This window comes from Streptomyces sp. TAA204, from assembly GCF_000424965.1.
Map to the genome: position 1 here is coordinate 122259 of NZ_AUKW01000011.1, position 20952 is coordinate 143210.

Annotated in this window: 16 protein-coding genes and 2 pseudogenes; 9 read left to right on the forward strand and 9 right to left on the reverse strand. The window is 72.2% G+C overall.

All coding sequences use genetic code 11. The features are described 5' to 3' along the window. Positions 1 to 21: 21 nt before the first annotated feature. Entirely contained in the window at positions 22 to 645 is a 624-nt protein-coding gene (locus H343_RS0118345) for a TetR/AcrR family transcriptional regulator C-terminal domain-containing protein (RefSeq protein ID WP_028432344.1), read from the forward strand. A gap of 46 nt (positions 646 to 691) precedes the next feature. Here H343_RS0118345 and H343_RS0118350 read toward each other — a convergent pair whose 3' ends face one another. Both H343_RS0118350 and H343_RS31405 read right to left on the reverse strand, forming a co-directional pair. Further along, on the reverse strand, positions 692 to 1438 hold the full coding sequence (locus tag H343_RS0118350; RefSeq protein ID WP_028432345.1) for an ABC transporter permease: 747 nt from the start codon (positions 1436 to 1438) through the stop codon (positions 692 to 694). A 58-nt stretch (positions 1439 to 1496) separates the two neighbouring features. Next, on the reverse strand, positions 1497 to 2594 hold the full coding sequence (locus H343_RS31405) for an ATP-binding cassette domain-containing protein (protein WP_078505843.1): 1098 nt from the start codon (positions 2592 to 2594) through the stop codon (positions 1497 to 1499). A 113-nt stretch (positions 2595 to 2707) separates the two neighbouring features. On the opposite strand from H343_RS31405, the gene H343_RS0118360 reads away from it, so the two are divergent. The 3 genes and pseudogenes from H343_RS0118360 to H343_RS36000 form a co-directional block, all read left to right on the forward strand. Next, the gene (locus tag H343_RS0118360; protein WP_028432346.1) at positions 2708 to 3472 is read left to right on the forward strand and encodes a TetR/AcrR family transcriptional regulator C-terminal domain-containing protein; all 765 of its coding nucleotides are present in this window, start codon (positions 2708 to 2710) and stop codon (positions 3470 to 3472) included. A gap of 350 nt (positions 3473 to 3822) precedes the next feature. Continuing rightward, the gene (locus H343_RS0118365) at positions 3823 to 4242 is read left to right on the forward strand and encodes a DUF6653 family protein (protein WP_028432347.1); all 420 of its coding nucleotides are present in this window, start codon (positions 3823 to 3825) and stop codon (positions 4240 to 4242) included. Positions 4243 to 4444: 202 nt separating this feature from the next. Next, positions 4445 to 4507 (forward strand): annotated as a pseudogene (locus H343_RS36000) (hypothetical protein); the annotation flags it as partial. Between the two features lie 282 nt (positions 4508 to 4789). On the opposite strand, the gene H343_RS0118370 reads toward H343_RS36000, so the two are convergent. From H343_RS0118370 to H343_RS31415, 4 genes are all read right to left on the reverse strand, one after another. Then, entirely contained in the window at positions 4790 to 5875 is a 1086-nt protein-coding gene (locus H343_RS0118370; protein ID WP_028432348.1) for a Zn-dependent alcohol dehydrogenase, read from the reverse strand. Between the two features lie 89 nt (positions 5876 to 5964). After that, a complete protein-coding gene (locus tag H343_RS0118375) occupies positions 5965 to 7383 on the reverse strand; it encodes an aldehyde dehydrogenase family protein (protein WP_028432349.1) in 1419 nt (472 codons plus the stop codon). Positions 7384 to 7439: 56 nt separating this feature from the next. Then, the gene (locus H343_RS31410) at positions 7440 to 8942 is read right to left on the reverse strand and encodes an MFS transporter (RefSeq protein ID WP_078505845.1); all 1503 of its coding nucleotides are present in this window, start codon (positions 8940 to 8942) and stop codon (positions 7440 to 7442) included. Continuing rightward, positions 8939 to 11365, reverse strand: coding sequence for a molybdopterin oxidoreductase family protein (locus H343_RS31415; RefSeq protein ID WP_078505846.1), 2427 nt, complete (start codon positions 11363 to 11365; stop codon positions 8939 to 8941). The genes H343_RS31410 and H343_RS31415 overlap by 4 nt, the downstream gene beginning before the upstream one ends. 224 nt (positions 11366 to 11589) lie before the next feature. Between H343_RS31415 and hmgA the strand changes: the two genes are divergently transcribed. The 3 genes from hmgA (at position 11590) to H343_RS0118405 (ending at position 15286) form a co-directional block, all read left to right on the forward strand. Further along, a complete protein-coding gene (gene hmgA / locus H343_RS0118390) occupies positions 11590 to 12957 on the forward strand; it encodes a homogentisate 1,2-dioxygenase (RefSeq protein ID WP_028432350.1) in 1368 nt (455 codons plus the stop codon). 168 nt (positions 12958 to 13125) lie between these two features. Then, positions 13126 to 13878 carry a GntR family transcriptional regulator gene (locus tag H343_RS0118400; protein ID WP_028432351.1) on the forward strand — a complete coding sequence of 251 codons (753 nt, stop codon included), beginning with the start codon at positions 13126 to 13128 and terminating at the stop codon, positions 13876 to 13878. Between the two features lie 211 nt (positions 13879 to 14089). After that, on the forward strand, positions 14090 to 15286 hold the full coding sequence (locus H343_RS0118405) for a type ISP restriction/modification enzyme (protein WP_158679580.1): 1197 nt from the start codon (positions 14090 to 14092) through the stop codon (positions 15284 to 15286). 181 nt (positions 15287 to 15467) lie between these two features. On the opposite strand, the gene H343_RS36005 is transcribed toward H343_RS0118405, so the two are convergent. Further along, complete coding sequence (locus H343_RS36005) at positions 15468 to 15734, reverse strand: hypothetical protein (RefSeq protein WP_028432353.1); 267 nt, start codon at positions 15732 to 15734, stop codon at positions 15468 to 15470. Positions 15735 to 16155: 421 nt separating this feature from the next. Here H343_RS36005 and ybiA point away from each other — a divergent pair, with 421 nt between their 5' ends. Then, positions 16156 to 16722 carry a riboflavin biosynthesis intermediates N-glycosidase gene (ybiA, locus tag H343_RS31420; RefSeq protein ID WP_037904211.1) on the forward strand — a complete coding sequence of 189 codons (567 nt, stop codon included), beginning with the start codon at positions 16156 to 16158 and terminating at the stop codon, positions 16720 to 16722. A 134-nt stretch (positions 16723 to 16856) separates the two neighbouring features. Continuing rightward, positions 16857 to 17489 carry a hypothetical protein gene (locus H343_RS0118420; protein WP_028432354.1) on the forward strand — a complete coding sequence of 211 codons (633 nt, stop codon included), beginning with the start codon at positions 16857 to 16859 and terminating at the stop codon, positions 17487 to 17489. A 363-nt stretch (positions 17490 to 17852) separates the two neighbouring features. Here the strand turns inward: H343_RS0118420 and H343_RS36010 are convergent, their stop codons facing one another. Both H343_RS36010 and H343_RS31425 read right to left on the reverse strand, forming a co-directional pair. Then, positions 17853 to 18635 (reverse strand): MSCRAMM family protein, encoded by a 783-nt coding sequence (locus H343_RS36010; protein ID WP_486586952.1) that lies wholly within the window; start codon positions 18633 to 18635, stop codon positions 17853 to 17855. Positions 18636 to 18692: 57 nt separating this feature from the next. Then, a pseudogene (locus H343_RS31425) lies at positions 18693 to 20885 on the reverse strand (MMPL family transporter); the annotation flags it as partial. Between the last annotated feature and the right edge of the window lie 67 nt (positions 20886 to 20952).

Below are 20952 nucleotides of genomic sequence, written 5' to 3' on the forward strand. Positions count from 1 at the left end.
GGCCGCTCTAGTATGCGTCCCATGGCCAGACCTCCCAAGCCCCTGCTCAGCCGCGAACGGATCGTCGCGTGCGCGCTGTCCCTCGTGGACGCTGAGGGGCTGGAGGCGGTCTCCACACGGCGCCTGGCAGCCGAACTCGGAGTGAGCGGGCCCTCGCTCTACCACCACTTCCGCAACAAGGACGAGATCCTCGACGCGGTCGCGGACACCGTCTGCGAGGGGGTGGAGGTGTCGATGTTCTCCGACGGCACCGACTGGCGCCGGGCCCTTGTGGAGTGGGCGCGCTCCTACCGTGCGGCGCTGTCCGCGCACCCGAACATCGTGCCTTTCCTCGCCCGCGGACCCGGCCGGCGCCCGAGCCAGCTGCGCATCGCGGACGCCGTGTTCGGCGGCATGACGAACGCGGGGTGGCCCAAGGCGCAGGCCACCCACATCGGCGCCCTCATGCGCTACTTCGTGGCGGGCTCGGCGCTCGGCTCGTTCGCCCGCGGGTTCATCGACGACGCCGCGCTGTACGCGCGCGACTACCCCCACCTCGACCAGGCGCACCTGCTGGCCGAGCACCAGCAGCGGGTGGACGAGGGCGCGTTCGAGACCGGACTGCGCGCCCTCGTCGACGGGCTGGCGTCCCGCTTCCCCGGCTGAGGCGGCGGATACACGGCAGGCACGGCGGCTGCGCGACCCGCGCCGCTCAGGCGGTACGGCGGCGGAAGAGTACGGCGGTCAGCACGAGGGAGACCACGGTGATCCCCGCGCACCACGCCACGGCCGTCCACCACTCCGGGCCGACCGGTGTGCCGTGCAGCAGGGCGCGCAGCGTCTCGATGACCGGCGTCACCGGCTGGTTCGCCGCGAAGCCCTGGATCCAGCCCGGCATCGACTCGACCGGCACGAAGCCGTCGCTGGCGTAGGGCAGGAAGAGGATGACGAAGCTGAAACCGCCCGCGCCCTCCGGCGTACGCGCCAGCAGGCCGAACACCGCCGCCAGCCACGAGACCGTGACCACGAACATCACCAGCAGACCGGCCGCCGCCAGCCACGCCGGCACGCCGGAATGCGAACGGAAACCGATGAGAAGCGCCGTGACCAGCATCAGCGCGGACGCGTAGCAGCAGCGTACGAGGCTTGCGACGACGTGGCCCGCCAGCAGGGATCCGCCCGCCACCCCCATGGAACGGAAGCGGTCGACTATCCCCTCGCTCATGTCCCGGGTGACGCTGGTCGCCGTCAGGGCGGAGACATATCCCGTGCACATCAGCAGCACGCCGGGGAAGACGAAGTCGACGTACTGAGCGGTGGGGGTCTCGATGGCCCCGCCGAAGAGGTAGACGAACAGCAGCATGATCATCACGGGCAGGATGAGGGCCGTGAGCAGCCCGTCGACCTCCCGCATGGTCAGCCGTACGCTGCGCTGCGACATGGTGAGGGTCTCCCGCAGCGGCGCGAAGGGCCGCGCGGCGCCGTCCTGATGAGCCGCTGCGTGGGTGCTCGCGACGTCAGACATGGGTCGCCTCTCTGCCGTTCGTACCCGTCGTACCGTCCGTGCCGGTCGTGCCCGTCGTGCCGGTCGTGCCGGTCGTGCCGGTCGTGCCGGTCGTGCCCGTCGCACCGTGGGCGTTCGTCGTGCCGTTCGCGTCCGCGCTGCGGGCAGCGTGCCCGCCGGAGACCGGTGTGCGCCCGGTGAGCGCGATGAAGACGTCGTCCATCGAGGCACCGTGCGTGCTGAACCGCTCGATGTCCTCCCGTGCGGGATCGAACTCGTCGAGCATGGCGCGCACTTGTGCGGCCGTGCCGTCGGTGGCGACGCTCAGCGTCCGCTCCTGCTCGTCGGCCGCGACCGCCCGCGCCCCCAGTTCGGCGCGCAGACGGCCGAACGCGGCGGCGCCGGACATCGTGAGGTCGAGCCGGTGCCCGCCGACGCGCTGCTTGAGCTCGGCGGGGGCACCCTCGGCGACGATCCGGCCGCCGTCCAGCACCGCCACCCGGTCCGCGAGCTGGTCGGCCTCCTCCAGGTACTGCGTGGTCAGCAGCACCGTCACGCCCGAGCGTGCGAGGCCCGAGACGACGGACCACATCGCCTGCCTGCTGCGTACGTCGAGGCCGGTGGTCGGCTCGTCGAGGAAGATGACCGAGGGACTGCCGAGGAGACCCGCCGCGATGTCGAGCCTGCGGCGCATGCCGCCCGAGTACGTCTTCACCCTCCGCCCCGCGGCGTGTGCGAGGTCGAATCGCTCCAGCAGTCCGGCGGCGCGGGAGGCTGCCTGCCTGCCGCTCATTCCGGCGAGGCGGGCCATCATGCGCAGGTTCTCCGTGCCGGTCTGCAGTTCGTCGAGTGCGACGGACTGCCCGGTGAGGCTGATCCTGCGGCGCACCCGGGCGCGCTCCCGCCGTACGTCGCAGCCCGCCACCGTCACCTCTCCCGCGTCCATCGGGCTCAGCGTGGTCAGGATGCGCACCATCGTCGTCTTGCCCGCCCCGTTCGGCCCCAGCAGCGCGGTCACGCTGCCGCTCCGGACCGCGAGGTCCACTCCGTCCAGGACACGCACCGCGCCGTAGGACTTCACGACACCCGCCGCGTCGATCGCCGCGTCCAAGGCCCCTCCCCCTCTCCGCTCGGACCCTTACTGCGTATTCCATACACAGTACCTACTGTGTAGGTTATACGCAGAAGCGTGGGTGTCAACCGTCCTTCCTCAGAAGCGGGAGCATGAGCGAGAAGACCAGCACCGGACTGCCCGTCAGCATCGAGCTGGCGTGGGGATTCCGGCAGCAGCCCAAGAAGGGCCCCAGGCGGGCACTGAGCCTGGCCGGGATCGTGGAGGCCGGCGTGCGCGTCGCCGGTTCGGAGGGGCTCGCTTCGGTCTCCATGAGCAGGGTCGCCCAGGAACTCGGCGTCGCGACCATGTCGCTCTACCGGTACGTCGCGGCCAAGGAGGAGCTCCTCACACTGATGGCCGACTCCGTCTTCACCCCCGTCCCAGAGACGGAGGAGGTGCACGACTGGCGGGAGGGACTGGTCCGCTGGAGCACCGAGCAGATGGCGGTCTTCCGCCGGCACCCGTGGGCGGTGGAGGTCTCGATCAGCGGACCGCCGGTCACTCCCAACTCGGTCAGGTGGATGGAGGCCGGGCTGCGCTGCCTGCGCGCGGCGGGGCTGGCCCCGGGTGAGCAGATGGGCGCGCTGCTGCTGGTCAGTCAGTACGTGCGCAGCCAGGCCCTGCTGGAGAACCAGCTCGCCGCGGCCATGCGCGCCTCAGGCGACACCGACGAGACCTTCCTGCTGGGCTACAGCACCCGACTCGCCATGCTCACCGACGCGGAGGACTTCCCCGCCCTGCACGGAGTGATCGACGCCGGTGTCTTCGACGAGCCCGTCGAGGACACCGACGAGGACTTCCGCTTCGGCCTCGAACGCATCCTGGACGGTATCGAGGTGATCGTGCCGCGGGCGCCGCACACCGGGGGCTCGTAGGGCCCCTCGGCCGGGGGTGCCAAGCGCCCCGGCTCGCGGGCCGCCGGAATCGCGATGGCCTGCCATCTCATCGAGTCCGCCCGAGCCAGGTGGCGTGCGGTGAATGCGCCCGACCTCGTCGCCCTCGTCCGCACCGGCGCGAAGTTCGAGAAAGGGCAAGCTGGTCGAACGAGACCACGAAATGCCCGACAACCATGACCAGGGAACAGGAGGTGACGCTCACGCCGCGTGACCCGCTGATCCAGAGGTCTTGACCATCCCTCCCGCCCCTGCGCCGGACGGGGGCGCTGGACGGCACATAGGATCAGAATCCGGAGTGGTGCGACCAGCAGGACCGGAAGGAGCCGCCGATGGAGGACTGGCGGAAGGTCAAGCGGGCGGTGTTCGCGCGGCACAGCAATCCGTGGAGCATGTGGACGAGGTGGGCGAGCACACCGCTGATGCTCGTACCGGTGTGGCGGCGCAGCCGGCGCGACGCCGCGCTGGTCGCCCTGTGGATGGCAGTCAACCCGGTGGTGTTCAGCCAACCCGCGCACGACCGGGCATGGGCGACCCGGGCGGCGCTTGGTGAGGAGCAGTGGATCGCCGAGCGGCCGATGGACACCGCGATGGCGGTCAACGCAGCCGCGACCGCCGCCTTGCTGGCCGCGATGGTCGCCGCCCATCAGCGCCGAGCAGTACCGGCCGCAGCAGCGACAGCACTGGAGATGGGGCTGCTGATGGCGTACTGGGAACTGATGGCCCGCTACTACGACCACAACGTGGCGTGAGTCGGACATCCCGATCATGACGCTCGGCACCGCAGCCGCGTGACATGCGGATCCCACAGATCTTGACTCTTCCTCAGGAGGAAGTACCGCCGCCAGCTTCGGACGCTTGGGCCAGTCCTCTCCTCGAACGGTGTGAGCCGGGACGCCCGGCCTGTGTCTCCACCCCGACCACTTCCAGTTCCGGTTCGACGGCCGGCCTCCCTTGGGGCCGTCCGACAGTCCGGTCTCCCCGACGTGTCGCACCGCCGGTCCCACACCGTTTCCGGAACGGCTGCCTACCGTTGCCTGGCGGGCCTGCGTCGACCTCAATCCCTGGACCGGCTGCGAGCCGCACGCATCGCGCAAGCCGAGCCCCCGCACTTGGTCCGGGGGGATCTCAACAGGCCACGCCGGTGGTCTTCCACAGCGCGGTCCTGGTCCACCTGCCGAGCGAAGCCCGGAGTGCCTTCACTGGGACGATGCGGCGCGTTCCGGGGCACCGGGTCACGAACGACTTCCGCGCTCTGCACCGCCGGACCTTTCCCCCGGGACGGACCTGCGCGTCCCCTCAGTCGAAGACGACCAGCGCCCGCCCGCCGCGCCCTGCCAGCATCGCCTCGAAGGCGGCGGGGATGCCGTCCAGGCCGATCCGCCCGGTCACCAGGGCGCCCAGGTCCAGCCGCCCCTCGCGTACATGAGCGGCCAGCACGGGCAGGTCGCGGGCCGGATCGCAGTTGCCGTAGACGCACCCGGTCAGGGTGCGCGCGAAGTGGAAGATCTCCAACGCGGAGAGCTGCACCTGCTCTTCCTTGCCGCCGATGCCCACGACCGTCGTACGGCCGCCGCGCCGTGTGGAGTTCCAGGCGGTGCGGATCGTCCCGCCGCGTCCCACGCACTCCACGGCGACGTCCGCGCCGAAGCCTCCGGTGAGCTTGCGCACCTCCTTGGCGGTCGTCTCCGACGCGAGGAGATAGTCGGTGGCTCCGGCGGCACGCGCCAACTCCTCCTTCTCCGGGGAGACATCGACAGCGATCAGCGGGCCCGCCCCGGCCAGGCGGGCCGACTGCAGCGTGGCCAGACCGACCCCGCCGACGCCGAAGACCGCCACGGACTCGCCCACGCGTACACGTGCGCTGTGGTGCACCGCGCCGTAGCCGGTCAGCGCAGCACAGCCCAGCAGCGCCGCGTCGGTGAGGGGGACGCCCTCGGGCAGCGGCAGCACGGCACGTGCCGATACGACGGTCTCCTCCGCGAAGGCGGCCGAGGACAGTCCGGGATAGAGCTCCTCACCCTCCTTCGTACGGGCGTAGGGGACCGTGGTCGCCCGGTTCGCGTTCATGCACAGCCACGGCTCGGACAGCCGGTCGCAGAAGTGGCATTCGCCGCACGGCGGCGCCCAGTTGAGGACCACCCGGTCCCCGGGCGCATGGCCCTCGACGCCCTCCCCGACCGAGACGACGGTGCCCGCGCCCTCGTGTCCGAGCACGGCAGGTACGGGCTGGCGCAGCGTGCCGTTGGACAGGGACAGGTCGGAGTGGCAGACGCCGGCGGCGGCGAGCCGGACCCGCACCTGTCCGGGCCCCGGCTCGGGCAGTTCGATGTCGGTGACCCGGAGAGGCGCTCCGACGGCGGGAAGTACAGCGGCGCGGACCATGCGGGGGCTCCTGGCGTGGAGGGGAACGAAGGGACGGCGGGGCCGGGAACGGCACGTACGGACGCGGGAGGGCGTCCGCCCGGGCCGTCTCAGAACTGCAGCGACTTGGTCTGCAGGTACTCCCCCAGCCCGTGCCTGCCCAGCTCCCTGCCGACACCGGACTGCTTGTAACCCCCGAACGGGGCGACCGGGTTGAAGCGTCCGCCGTTGATGTCGACCTGGCCTGTCTCCAGCCGGCGGGCGAAGGCGACGGCCTCCTCCTCGTCCTCCGACCAGACGGCGCCTGCGAGTCCGTAGACGGTGTCGTTGGCGATGCGGACGGCGTCCTCGGTGTCCTCGTACTTCAGGATGGACAGCACCGGGCCGAAGATCTCCTCCTGCGCGATGGTCATCTCCGGCGTCACACCCGCGAAGACGGTCGGCCGCACGTAGCAGCCCTGTTCGTGGCCCTCGGGTGCGCCGGGGCCTCCGGACACCAGCGTGGCGCCCTCCTCGATGCCCCGGGAGATGTAGCCGGTGACGCGCTCGCGCTGCTTGGCGTTGACGACGGGACCGAGCCGGGTGTTCTCGTCCGACGGGTCGCCCGGAACGTACTTCGCGACGGCCGCGGCGGCCGTCCGCACGGCCTCGTCGTAATGGTCGGCGTGGACGAGCATCCGGGTCCAGGCGCTGCACGTCTGGCCGGAGTTGGCCATCACGTTGGCGACACCGACCTTGACCGCCTTGGTCAGATTCGCGCCCGGCAGGATGACGTTGGCGGACTTGCCGCCCAGCTCCAGCGCGACGTGCTTGACCGAGCCGCCCGCGACGGCACCGATCTTCCGTCCGACGGCGGTGGAGCCTGTGAAGGAGATCAGGTCGATCCCGTCGTGCGCGGCCAGCGCCTGTCCCGCGACCGGACCGAGGCCGGTGACGAGGTTGAAGACCCCGGAGGGCAGGCCCGCTTCGTGCACCGCCTCGGCGAAGAGCTGGGCCACCAGAGGGGTGTCCTCGGCGGGCTTGAGCACCACCGTGCATCCCGCTGCGAGAGCGGGGGCGACCTTCGCGACGATCTGGTGCAGCGGGTAGTTCCAGGGCGTGATCGCACCGACGACACCGACGGGTTCGTGGAGGACGCGGGAGTTGCCGATCTCCTCCTCGAACGGATAGCCGGCCGCCAGCTTCGCGTAGCTGGCGCAGACCGCGATCGGCACACTGGCGTGCACCGCCTGGGAGAAGGCGAGCGGGGAGCCCAGCTCCTTGGTGACGGTCTCGGCGATCTCCTCCCTGCGCCGCTCCAGCACGGCGTGCAACGCGCCGAGCAGGGCCGCGCGTTCGGCGGGCGGAGTCGCGGCCCACCCGGGGAACGCGGCGCGGGCGGCCCGTACGGCGGCGGACACGTCCTCCTTGCCGCCGGCGGGGACCGCGGCGACGACCGTGCCGTCGGCGGGGTTGCTGACCTCGATCTTCTCCGGCCCGGCCGCGGACTGCCATGAGCCGTCGATGTACATACCGTCGTGTGCCTGCATGGACCCAAACTAGCGCCGCTAGTTTGGGGTGTCAGTACGGCCTCACGTGCCGTGGCTCACTCGTCGCGTACAGCGGCCCGCTCCCGCACCGCCTCCGTACCGCTGCCGGTTCCACTTCCCGTTCCGCTCCGGTCCTCCTCTGCGCTCCCGCACGCCTCCGCGCCGCCCCCGGCACCGTGCGGATTCCGCGGTCGGCCGTACGCCTCCTGCGGGCGGGCCCGTGCCGGGGTGCGGGCCGCCGTGGCCGTCGCGCACAGCAGCACCGCGCCGAGCAGCACGAAGGGCGCCGCCGCACCGGCCGAACCCGCCAGCAGTCCCGCACCGCCGGGAGCCGCGACCTGGCCCAGCCGGTTGCCGGTCAGCCGCAGCGCCAGAGCGGTCGACCGGGCGCGTTCCGGCGCGGCCTGTACGACCGTGCTCATCGTGAGCGGCTGGCCGACGCCCAGGCAGAAGCCGAGCAGCAGCAGCGCGAGGGCCAGTCCCCACAGGGGCAGGCGCACCGCCAGCACGACGCACAGTGCGCCCGCGGCAAGGCAGCTCACCGTCAGCAGCCGCTGTCTGCCCAGCCGCCGCGTCATCAGGGGCAGAGCGAGACGGGAGAGGACGGACGCCGCCGCACGCAGGCTGAGCAGCACACCGACCACGCCGGGCGCGATGCCCCGGTCCTCGCCGACGACCGGAAGGTAGGCCGTCAGCACGTCGGTCGTGGAGAGCACCGCGAGGGAGGTGAAGATGCCCGCGGGCACGCCGCGTGTCCGCAGGATGCGGGCGACCGGCACGGCGTTCGCAGCGTCGGCGTGCCCGGCCCGTACGGAACGCGGGTTCAGGCCCGCCCGTCCAGCCCGTTCCACCCGTCCGGCCCGCCCCGGTCGCAGGTCGGTCCGTGCGGCGGCCCGTGCGGCCCGTGCGGCAGCTCGTACAGCGGTCCGCACGGGCTTCCGTGATGCCCGCGCCGGCGGCGGCCACTCGATCCGCCACAGCGTCGCGTACGCACACAGACTCAACGCGCCCGACGCGAACAGCGCGAGGTCGCTGCTGTGCCCCGCCCATCCGCCCGCGCCCCCCGATGCCGCCCCCGCGCCGCCGACCAGCACACCGGAGAGCGCCGGTCCGATCAGCTGGCCGAGCGAGCCGCCGATCGTGAAGTGGCCGAAGTTGCGGTCGTGTTCGTCGGGACGGCTCTGCCGCGCGACCAGCGACTGCGCGCCGATCATGAACACCAGGTGCCCGAGACCGAGCAGCGCGCTCCACACGGCGAGCGCCCCCAGTGACGGCGCCGTACCGCACAGGGCGCAGCCGGCCGCGATGAGCGCGACCCCGGCGGGCAGCAGGGGTGCGCACCGTCCGCGGTCGGTGCGCCGTCCGAGCGGCACCGCGACGGCCAGCGGCAGCAGCGCGAAGGCCGCGGTGACGACACCGACGGCGCGGGCGTCCGCCCCCAGTTCGAGCGCGTGGTACGAGACGGCCGGCCGCGCCATGCTCACCGCGCCCTGCGAGAAGGCGAAGGAGATGACGAGGCGCAGCAGCCAGCGGCGGCCGTGCGGCCCGGAAGGGCTCACCCGGATCCCGGAGCGCTTCGGGTGGAGTCCCCGGCCGTGACGGGGACGTCCGCTGCGGCCGCCTGGGTCTCCCCGGCCGTGGCCGGTGCGACCCGCACCGGGAAGCCGTTGAGGACGGCGGTGCCCGAAAGCGGATCGAGGAGGGTTCCGTCCAAGAGCTGGTTGACGTTGACGCCCGGCTCGGCGGCGGCCACCCGCATCCGCGTACCGGGACGGTCGTGGCCCCAGCCGTGAGGCACGCTGACCACACCGGCGCGTACGGCGTCGGTCACCTCCGCCGGCACCGTCACCTCTCCCCCGGCGCCCGCGACACGCGCCGGCGCACCGTCGGCGAGGCCGAGGCGGGCGGCGTCGTCCGGGTGGAGCTGCAGGGTGCACCGGTTGGTGCCGCCGCGCAGTGCGGGGACGTTGTGCATCCAGCTGTTGTTGGAGCGCAAGTGGCGCCGTCCGACGAGTAGGAGTTCGTCGCCGCCGGACCTCCGGTGCAGGGAGGCACGCAGCCGGGGCACCTCCTCGCGCAGCGGCCCGGGGCACAGTTCCACCGTTCCCGAGGGGGTACGGAGCGCTCCGGGCAGCCGCGGCCGGAGCGGGCCGAGGTCGATGCCGTGCGGGTGGGCGAGGAGCTTCTCCAGGGTCAGCCCTGCAGGATCGGCGCCGAAGCCCTCTCCGTACGGTCCCAGGCGCAGCATCAGATCCAGGCGCCGCTCCGCGCCGTCCCGTCCGGTCAGCCGCCCGGCGAGTTCCTCCGGGTCGCGGCCGTGGACGTACGAGCCGGGGTCGGCGACCGCCTTGCCGAGGAGGCGGCGGATCACCGCCGCGTCGACCTCGTCCGGGTCGCCTCCGGGGGTGCCGCCGAGGCAGAGCAGCAGCCGCGCCATGATCTCCGCCTCGGCCGGCTCGCTCCCGTCCGGTTCGATGACGGGCCGGGTGTAGCGGACCTGGTTGCGCACGGCCAGGGCGTTGAAGGCGAAGTCGAAGTGCGCGGTGCGGCTGGGCCTGGGAGGCGGCAGCACGACGTGGGCGTGGCGTGTGGTCTCGTTCAGGTACGGGTCGAGGCTGACCATGAAGTCCAGTTCGGACAGGGCGCGTTCGAGCCCCTCGCCGTCGGGCGCGGAGAGCACCGGGTTCCCCGCCAGGGTGATCAGCGCCCGTACGCGGCCCTCCCCGGGGGTGGTGATCTCCTCGGCGAGGGCGACGACGGGGAGTTCCGATTTCGCCTCCGGATGTCCCGACACCCTGCTGTGCCAGCGGCCCAGCGCGAACCCCTTCCCGGGGGCGGCCCCCTCCGCCCGTGGCGGACGGGCGGTGGCAGAGAGAGGGAACATGACGCCGCCGGGACGGTCGAGGTTGCCGGTGAGGGCGTTGACGACGTCCACGAGCCAGTTGGTGACGGTGCCGAACTCCACGGTGGAGGAGCCGACCCGCCCGTAGACGGCGGCGCTGGGGGCGCGGGCGACCTCCCGTGCCAGGGTGCGGATGTCCTCGGCCGGGACGTCGCAGGCGTCCTCGACGGCCTCGGGTGTGAACTCCCGGGCGAGCGCCCGTATCTCGTCCACGCCCGACAGATGCGGGGCCAGTGCGCCGGTGTCGGTGAGCTCCTCCGCGAAGAGCACATGCACCATGGCCATCAGCAGCAGCGCGTCGCTGCCCGGCCGGATCGCCATGTGCCGGTCGGCGAGCCTGGCCGTACGGGTGCGGCGCGGGTCGATCACGGTGAGACGGCCGCCGCGGCGGCGCAGCTGCTTGAGCCTGCCGGGGAAGTCGGGGACGGTGGCCAGTGACCCGTTGGACTCCACGGGGTTGGCGCCCAGGATCACCAGATGGTCCGTGCGGTCCACGTCGGGAACGGGAATGGCCTGCGGGTCGCCGTAGAGCAGGCCGCAGGAGACGTGCTTGGGCATCTGGTCGAGGGTGCTGGCGGTGTAGAAGTTCCGGGTGCGCAGGGCGCCGAGGAGCTGGGGCGGGTAGAGGGCGCCCGCCATGGTGTGCACGTTCGGGTTGCCGAGGTAGACGGCGACGGCGTCCCGGTCGCCGTCGGCGAGCACCCCGCCGAGGCCCTCGGCGACCGCGGCGAACGCTTCCTCCCAGCTCGCCGCGGCGAGGCGGCCGTCCGCGCCGCGCACCAGGGGGCGGGTCAACCGGTCGGGATCGGCGTCGAGTTCGCCGAAGGAGGCGCCCTTCGGGCAGACGAAGCCGCGGCTGAATACGTCCTCCCGGTCGCCGCGCGCATGCGAGACGCGGTCCCCGGTGACGGTGACGGTCAGGCCGCAGGTCGCCTCGCAGAGCGGGCAGATGCGCAGTGCGGTGCCGGTCGGCTCCGCCGCACCGGCGCTCCCGGCGGGACGGGCGGTCGGACTGGACGGGCCGGACGGGCCGCGCCCGCCGGACGGACTGGACGGGCTGGGGGTACCGGTCGCGGTCATCGCGCTCCCTCGGACGGTGCTGATGTCACTCCGTGCCAGGCACTGTAGACCCGGTGAACGGCACACCGCCGGTGCACTCCGCGAACGTGACGGGCCTTACGGCGCTGCGGCACCCGGACCCGCCGCCGAATCCGCCCCGTGCAGGCCTCATTGACGCGGCGACCGCGGATTCCTATGGTCTTACGCAGGAATCCAGGGGGACACATGAACGGCGGGAGCAAGTGATGAGCACCGGTACCGGTCCCGGCAGCGGCACCACCGGCCAGGGCGCCCAGGAACGGGCACGCAGGACGGCGGAGCGGCTGAGCTACCTGCCCGGCTTCGGCAACGAGCACAGCAGCGAAGCCGAACCCGGCGCCCTTCCGCTGGGCCGCAACTCCCCCCAGCGCGCACCGCTCGGCCTGTACGCGGAACAGCTGAGCGGCACCGCCTTCACCGAGCCGCGTGCCGTCAACCGCCGCTCCTGGCTCTACCGCATCAGGCCCTCCGCGGCGCACCCCCGCTTCGAACGCACGGACAACGGAGGCCTGCGCAGCGCCCCCTTCACCGAGGCCGTGCCCGACCCGAACCGCCTGCGCTGGAACCCGCTGCCCGACCCGCCGGGCGGAACCGACCTCCTCGACGGACTGTGGACGCTCGGCGGCAACGGGGACGCGGCCCGGCGCTGCGGAATGGCGATCCACCTCTATGCCGCCAACACCTCGATGCACGACCGGATCTTCTGCGACTCCGACGGCGAACTGCTGATCGTCCCGGAGCGCGGAGGGCTGCTGCTGCACACCGAGTTCGGGATGCTGCGAGCCGCACCGGGCAGCATCGCGCTGATCCCTCGCGGTGTGCGCTTCCGCGCCGAACTGCTGGACGCCACCGCCCGCGGCTACGTGTGCGAGAACTACGGATCGCCCTTCACGCTCCCCGAGTTGGGACCGATCGGCGCCAACGGCCTGGCGAACCCCCGGGACTTCCTGGCCCCGGTCGCCGCGTACGAGGGCAGTGACGCCGTGGACCGCCCCGTCGAGGTGGTCAACAAGTTCTGCGGCAACCTGTGGGCGGCACGCTACGACCACTCGCCGCTCGATGTCGTCGCCTGGCACGGCACCCACGTCCCCTACGTCTACGACCTGCGCCGCTTCAACGTAATGGGCAGCATCAGCTACGACCATCCCGACCCGTCCGTCTTCACCGTGCTCACCTCGCCCTCCGACACCCCCGGGCTGGCCGGCGTGGACTTCGTGGTCTTCGCGCCGCGCTGGCTGGTGGGCGAGGACACCTTCCGTCCGCCCTACTTCCACCGGAATGTCATGAGCGAGTACATGGGCCTGGTCGAGGGCGCCTACGACGCGAAGGCGGAGGGCTTTCTGCCGGGCGGCGGCTCCCTGCACAACATGATGTCCGCGCACGGGCCCGACCGGGAGACCTTCGAGAGGGCGAGCGCGGCGGAGCTGGAACCGCAGAAGGTGGACGACGGGCTGGCGTTCATGTTCGAGACGCGGTGGCCGGTGGTCCCCACCGCGCAGGCACTGGATGCCGGCCATCTCCAGTCCGGGTACGACGATGTGTGGGAGGGTCTGCAGCGCTCGTTCCGTCCGTGACGCCCACCGGCGTCCACGGCGTCCACGGCGTCCACCGGCTCACCGGCGCCGGCCCGGCCCGGTGGGTCGTCCGCCCCGATCCGTCCGCCCCGATCCGTCCGCCCGAGCAGAACCGCCGCACGTGAGTGCGCGTTCGCGCTCCCGTGCCCGGCGCGCCCCGGAGGCACCGTGACCGTCTTCGCTCCCGACTCGCTGGAACTGAACCGGAAGCTGCCGCTCTGGTATCAGGTCTCCCAGTCGCTCCGCGCCTCCATACTCGGCCGTTCCCCTCAGGCGCCGCTGCGGCTGCCGACCGAGGAGCGGCTCGCGGAGCACTACGGCGTGAGCGTGCTGACCATGCGGCAGGCGCTCAAGGAGCTGGAGGCGGAGGGGCTGATCTCCCGGCACCGGCGGCGCGGCACGTTCATCGAGCCGGAAGCGTGCCGGTCCCGTCCGGTCAGGCTGCTGGGCTCGGTGGACACCATCGTGGCCCAGCAGTCCGGGGAGCGTACGACGCTGCTGCACAGCGGGCCCGCCGCCGTACCGGCCGAACTGGCCGAGTACTTCCCGCAGATCACGCAGACCACCGTCTTCCGGCGGCTGCGGCACGACCCGGACAGCGGCGAGGCCACCAACTGGGCCGAGAACCACATCCACCCCGCCGCCGCCCCGCACATCGACCCCGCCGACCTGGAGCGGGGCTGGCCGATGACGAAGGTGCTGCGGGACGTCGTGGGCGTACGGATCAGCCGGATCACCGACACCGTCGAGGCGCGGCTGGCCGATCCGGAGACGGCGAAGCTGCTGGACGTGCCGCTGCTGAGCCCGATCCTGCACTACACGGGCGTCTCCTACGACGAGGACGGACGCGTCGTGGACGTCGCCCTCATCCACTACCGGGGCGACCGCTTCTCCTTCTCCGTGACGGTCGAAGCACGGTGAGACCCTCCCCGCGCCCCGGGAGACCCCGACTCGCCCCGGCCGCAGTCCGGTTGGCCGCCTGCGGGGCCGCACCGCCCACCGCCGCCCCGCTCAGTGGCCCAACGCGCCCCTGACGGCGGCAGGCACCCCCTCGTAGCATCGAGCGGTGAGCGACGACGGCCCCGCCCCCCATGACACCTCTCTCCTCGGCGCGCCCCTGCTCGACGAAGTGATGCCCTGGTCCGTGGCCCCGCTGAGGCTCGGACGGGGCTGGGTGCGGGCGCCCGAGGCGGCCTGGCTGCGCAGCCGTTGGGACGCCCTGACGCATGCCGAGGACGAGGGTTCACGTGCCGCTCTCTTCGGCCCGAGCCGCGCCCGCACGCTGCACGGCACGCCGGCCCCGCTGCCCGGCCTCCCCGCCTGCGACCGCCCGCTCGCGCGGGAGCGGGGCGGGTGTCCGCCGCCGGTGCCGGTACTGCACGGGCCCTACGACCACCAGTGGCTCATCCCGGACCAGCGGCTCATCGACGCGGCCCGGCCCGAGCTGTGGCGGGTGAGCGACACGAGGCAGACGCATCTGGTCGAGACCGCGCACGATCCGAGGAGACCCGGGCCCGTGGTCACCTTCAGCGCGCTGCTGCCCGACGGCCACTCCCCCGCCGGACGGCCCGGCCGCATCCGTCCCCTCTACCGGCGTCCCGGCGGGGGCGAACCCAACATCCTTCCAGGGCTGCCGGATCATCTGGCCGGTCTCCTCGGCACTCCCGTCGGGGCGCAGGACGTCCTCGCCTGGATAGCGGCCGCCACCACGGCGGGGCCGAACGGCCGGGCGGTGCCGCTGACTTCGGATGCCGCGCTGTGGCGGCGGGGCGTGGAGCTGGGCCGCCGTCTGATCCGGCTGGACACCCGGGGCGCGCGGTACGGGGACGGGGACGGGGACGCACCGAGGCTGCCGGGAGGCCACCGCCCCTACGTACGTGCGCCGTTGCCGCCCGGACCGGGGCCGCAGGACCTGGCCCACGACGCCGGCGAACGTGCGCTGCACATCGGGGAGGGACGCGTGGCCCCGGTGGACCGGTCGGCGTGGGAGTTCGAAGCGGGAGGCGCTCGCGTGCTGGAGACGTGGTTCGCCCAGCGCACGGAACCGGCACCGCCGGACACGCTGGCGGCCGTACACTCGGCCCGCTGGCCGCAGGAGTGGACCTCGCAGCTGCTGGAGCTGATCACCGTTCTCACACTGCGGGCCGAACTGGAACCGCAGCAGCAGGAGTTGGGGCAAGCGCTGAGGATGCGCGACGACAGGCACGTCATCACCCGCACCGGGCTGGAGCGCGCAGGGCTGCTCCCGCCGTCTGCGGCATCGCGCCGCCCGGCCTCGGTCCTCGATCTGCGCGAGGAGGGCCCCGGCGGCCAACTGGCTCTGCTTTAGGAGGCTTCCGCGCGAACCGGCCGGCTCCGCGGAGCACGGCCCTGCCGGCCCGCGCGCCCGCACCACCCCTCTGCGTCGGCGCCCGCCTGCCGTCCGCGCAAGCAGGCAGAAACGACCCCGGGGCGGCAGCCGCTCGGGCCGCCGCCCCGGGGCAGGGGAGGGTGGGTCTCGGGAAGCGAACTCAGCCGCGCCCGCCGAAAAGCGTGCGGCGCAGCTTGCGCAGGGGCGCGAACAGAGAGACACGCGCGCTTCGGCTGACGTTCCGCTCCCGCCCCGTGTCACGTCGCGTGATCTCACGCATCAACGTCGTTGCTTCTTCCGTCTCACCCTGCGGCACGGCGGGGCCCGCGAGCACGGACAGATGCCGGTCCAGGCGCGAACTCGTCGCGCTTGTACCGCATTTGATCGCAGGCACTCGCGCCCTGCCGCTCACCGTTATCTGTTCCATGACACTCCCCACCCGTACGAGGGCACCCTGCCCGGGCAGAGTAACCCTATCGCCCGACCGCTACTCGCGTGTATCCCGGTCACAGGATTCACCTGCCCCACAGGGGCGTTGACGAACACCGGACCGTACGAACCGTGACAGGACGCCCGCCACGCCGGCAGGGAATCCGCGTGCCTCCCCACCGGTGATGCCGCGCCGGGAAGGGCCGCACCCTGGCGCCCGCGGGCGGCAGGACGGTGCAGGAAGGTGCGGACGTCCCCCGACCGCGGCCGGCGGCGAACTGGCCGAAAAATGCCTGGACGAGGCCGTGAAGGGCGCCGGGGACGAGCCGGAGCCGCAGTCGGTGAGGTCTCGATGAGATCTTTCGCGCTCGGCCGATAACTGGTCGAACGATGTCTGTGCCCGCTGCAACAATCACCGCATGGTGGAAAACCTCGCTGAACTCGCCGCGCGCACGAAGCAAGGGGAGCGCTTCAAGTACCTCTACTTCTGGGGGCATCGGCCGCAGCGCGACGGAAGCGTCGGCAAGGGCTGCCTCAGTCAGTGGTGGCCCGCCCCCTTCGAGGTGGAGGGCGTGGAGTACGCCACGGCGGAGCACTGGATGATGGCCCGTAAGGCGCGTCTGTTCGGTGACGCGGAGGCGGAGCGCCACGCCCTCACGGCGGCGCACCCCCGGCAGGCCAAGGCCGCGGGGCGCCGTGTGCGCGGCTTCGACCAGGCGGTATGGGAGCGCGAGCGGTTCGGGATCGTGGTCGAGGGAAATGTGCGGAAGTTCGGTCACCATGACGAGCTGCGTGAGTATCTCCTGGGTACCAACAGCCGTGTGCTGGTGGAGGCGAGCCCGCTGGACCGGGTGTGGGGCGCGGGACTGGCCCTGGGCGACGAACGCTTGCGCGACCCGGCACAGTGGCGCGGCCTGAACCTGCTGGGCTTCGCCCTGACAGAGGCCCGTACGAGGCTGCTGACACGGACGGGCACGCTCTCCTGACGCGGGAACTCCCCCCGGCCGAAGAGCGGTCGAGCATGCCGCGTCTGCCCGCCCTCACCCGGACGCACAACCTTCGGGCGGGGCCGGCGGTCTGTTGTGGCGACAGTTCCGACACGGGGGAGAAGGTTTTGAATATGCGTACACGTCCCTTCCGTTCCGCGGCCTTCGGTGGGCTCGCGACGCTCGCCGCCATGGGCCTGACACTCGCCGCGAGCGGCCCGGGAGCCGCCGCGGAAGCGGCGAAGAGGATTCCGGCCCCGGGATTCCTGGCCCCGTCCGACCTGCCGCCGCACCCCTCATCGCCCTGGTCGGCGGGAGAGGTCACGGCCGGCCTGCCCGACCCGGAGACCTTCTGCCTGGAGGGCGCGCTGCCCGCGCGGGGCAGCCACCACCGGGAGTACCACACCGAACTCGACACCAACGCCACACAGGTCAGCGTGGTGGCCGCGAGCGGGAAAGCGGCCGCGAAGCTGGCCGGGGAGCTGCGGAAGTCCGTCGCACGATGCGCGGCCGACTGGCTCCGCGGCACCCCGGGCGGCACCGCCTCCTGGCAGAAGTACGGCAAGGTGGCCGCAGGAGACGGCGCACACGTCTACGGCGTGCACATCTCCAATCCCGAATCCGCCCCCGACGTGCACCTCTTCGGCGTCGGCCGCGACGGCAGGACCGTCACCGTCGTGCGCTGGGGACAGATGGGCGACCTGGGCCAGGCGCCGGTGGCCGCGTTCAAGAAGACGACCGGCACGGCGGTGGACAAGCTCAACTGATCCTCCCGCCCCGGCCCTTGAGGCGGTCCGGTCAAGGGCGTACCGGGAAGTGGGCCCTGCCCGGGATCGGTTCCGCCCTCCGGACGGCCGCCCGCCGCCCCTGACGCACCGGCTCCAGCTTCTGCAACGGGTCTCCCGCACATCCCGGCCCGACCGTCTCCCCCGCCCTTGCCTCGAACCGCACCGGCGCGTCCGGCCCCGCCGCTCACGCGGCAGGGCCGGAACTCCGAGGTCGTGGTCAGTCCTCAGCTGCCGTGAGCTGCCGTGACCGGGAAGGCCTGCCGGGCAGCCCGCAGCTTCCGGGGAACGCGGCGAGGCGCCGTGCCGGACGCCGCGAACCGGTGAACCCTCCCGTTCGCAGCGCTACTCCCTGGGGTGGCGGAGCCAGAGGTCCTGGTCCTCTCTGTCCGTGCCGGCCACTGCGACGGCCTCCGCGACCGGTGGGTAGCTGCTGGCGACGAGGGTGTACTCACCGTCGGTCAGGTCGCCGAAGTCGTATCCTCCGTCGGAGCCCGTGGTGGCGGCGCGGACCATGTTGCCGGCGGTGTCCAGCAGCGTGACCTTGGCGTCGGGGAGCGGGCGGCCGTCATCGACCCGCACGGTGCCGCTGATCCTTGCGCGGGGCCGCAGTTCGACGTCACACGAGGTCCGGCCGCCGGCGACCTCGACCGACTCGGCGGTGGGCCGGTGCGCCGAAGCGCTGAACGCGAGTGTGTAGCGCCCGGTGGTAAGTGCCGTGAACGCGTACTCGCCTTCGGGGCCGGTCTTGGCGGTGGCGATCACCTTTCCGTGGATATCGGTGGCCGCGATCACGGCACCGCCGACCGGGAGGCCGTCCGTGCCGCGCACTGTGCCGGTCAGTTCGCAGGAGCCGGTGAGCACCAGGTCGAAGTCGACCGACGTGTCGGTGACCGCCAGGCTCGCGGCCTGCGGGGCGCGGTGATCTGCGGCGGCGATCAGCACGTAGTCGCCGTTCCCCGGCGCCGGCAGCGTGTACCGGCCGTCGGCCTCACTGGTCGTCCGGACGAGCTGGTAGCCGCCGGCGTCGATCAGGGTCAGCGTCGCGGAAGCCACCGGGTCGCCGTCGGCGCTCCGGACGAGGCCGCGGACCTCGCTGACGTCCGGGGTGCTGACGGCGGGAGGCAGGCCCGGTGCCTTCTCGGCGACCGGCGCCCCGGTCCCCGCCGGATGCGGCGCGTGCCCGTCCGGATCTCCGTCTGCGGGCGCATCGCGAAGCCGCTCGCCCTCGACGTCGACGTTCGGCAGAGCGCGGCCGAGCCACTTCGGCAGCCACCAGGCGCCCCTGCCGAGCAGTGCAAGGGTCGCCGGGACGATGGCCATACGCACGATGAACGCGTCGAAGAACACGGCGACGGCGAGACCGAAGCCGATCATCTTCACCATCGACTCGCTCGACCCTATGAAGCCCGCGAACACCGCGATCATGATGACGGCCGCGGCGGCGACCACCCGGGCACCGTGCCGGAATCCCGTGACGACCGCCTGACGGGGCGTTTCCCCGTGGATGTACGCCTCGCGCATCCGTGTCACGAGAAAGACCTCGTAGTCCATCGCAAGGCCGAAGACGACACCCACCATGAAGATGGGCATCATCGACATGATCGGGCCGGTCTCCTCCACGGCCATCACGTCGGCGAGCCAGCCCCACTGGAAGACGGCCACCACGGCGCCGAACGCGGCGAGGACGGAGAGCAGGAAGCCCAGCGCGGCCTTGAGCGGCACCAGGATCGAGCGGAAGACGACGATCAGGAGCAGGAAGGCCAGGCCGACGACGAGCGCCAGATAGGGCAGCAGCGCGTCGTTGAGCTTCTGCGAGACGTCGATGTTCATCGCGGTGGTGCCGGTGACCAGCACCTCCGCGCCGGCGTCGGCGCGGATGCCGTCGCCCGCGTCGCGGACGGCCTGTGTCAGGTCCTCGGTCTCGGTGGACGAGGGCTTGGAGTCGGGCACCACAGTGATCATCGCGGTGTCGCCGGGCTTGTTGTACTGCGCCGGCGTCACCGCGGCCACGTCCTCGAGGCCCTTGACGGTCCGGGTCACCTCTCCCACCGCGGACTTCGGGTCGTCGGCGGACTTCGCGTCGACGACGACCATCAGCGGACCGTTGAAGCCGGGCCCGAACCCTTCGGAGAGCAGGTCGTACGCCTTGCGCTGCGTGGTGGACGTCGGCTGCGATCCGTCGTCGGGAAGGCCCAGCTCCAGCGAGGAGGCCGGAACCGCGGCCGCCCCCAGGCTCACGACGCCGAGCAGCAGCAGAGCGACGGGGTGGCGGACGACGAAGCGGGCCCACCGGGTCCCCATGTTCGGCTTTCCCGTGGCACTCGCGGCTTTCTTGCGGCCGCCGCCCAGCAGTCTGCTCTTCTGGCCCGCCGGCCGCACCTTCCGGCCGGCGAAACCGAGCAGTGCCGGGATCATGGTGAGCGCGATGAGGACGGCGATGACGACGGTGCCCGCGGCCGCGACGCCCATCTTGGTGAGCATGGGGATGTTCACGACGGCCAGGCCCACCAGCGCGATGACGACGGTGAGACCGGCGAAGACCACGGCAGAACCCGCGGTGCCGACGGCCCGGCCGGCCGCGTCCTCACGTTCCCGGCCCTCGGCCAGCTCGGCGCGGTAGCGGGAGGCGATGAACAGGGCGTAGTCGATGCCGACCGCGAGGCCGATCATCATCGCCAGCGTCGAGGTGGTGGAGCCCAGGTCGAGCCTGCTGGCCAGCACGGTGATCGTGGAGATGCCTATGCCCACCCCGATCAGCGCGGTGAGCAGCGGAAGCCCGGCCGCGATCAGCGAACCGAAAGTGATCACGAGGACGACCGCAGCGACGGAGACACCGATGACCTCGGTGGTGCCGGTCTCCGGCACCGCCTGGAGCGCGTCACCACCGACCTCCACCGTCAGCCGGGAGTCCCTCGCGTCCTGGGCGGCGTCCTTGAGGGCGTCTCTGGAGGAGTCCTCCAGCTCCATGCCCGAGACCTTGTACGACACCTGCGCGTAGGCGGTCGCCCCGTCCCGGCTCACGGCCTTGCTCCGGAACGGGTCGGTGACGGCGGCCACCTGGGAGTCGTCACCGAGTTCCTTGACGGTCTCCCCGACGACCGACTTGTTCGCCGGGTCCGTCATCTTCTCGCCGTCGGGTGCCTTGAAGACGACGCGCGCGGTCGCCCCGTCGGCGCTGGAACCGGGGAAGCGCTCCTCCAACAGGTCGAAGGCCTTCTGTGCCTCGGTGCCGGGGATGGAGAAGGAAGTGGTGCCGGCCGTGGGCGCCTGTGCCGCGCCCACGCCCGCGAGTGCCAGCAGCGCCACCCAGAACAGGGCGACGAAGTGCCGTCGCCGGAAGGCGAATCGACCGGCTTTGTAGAGGAATGTGGCCACAGGACTTACTCCCGGTTGATCTGTCAGGCAGGGGGCATCGGACCGACGGCGAGAGCGGTCGCGTCAG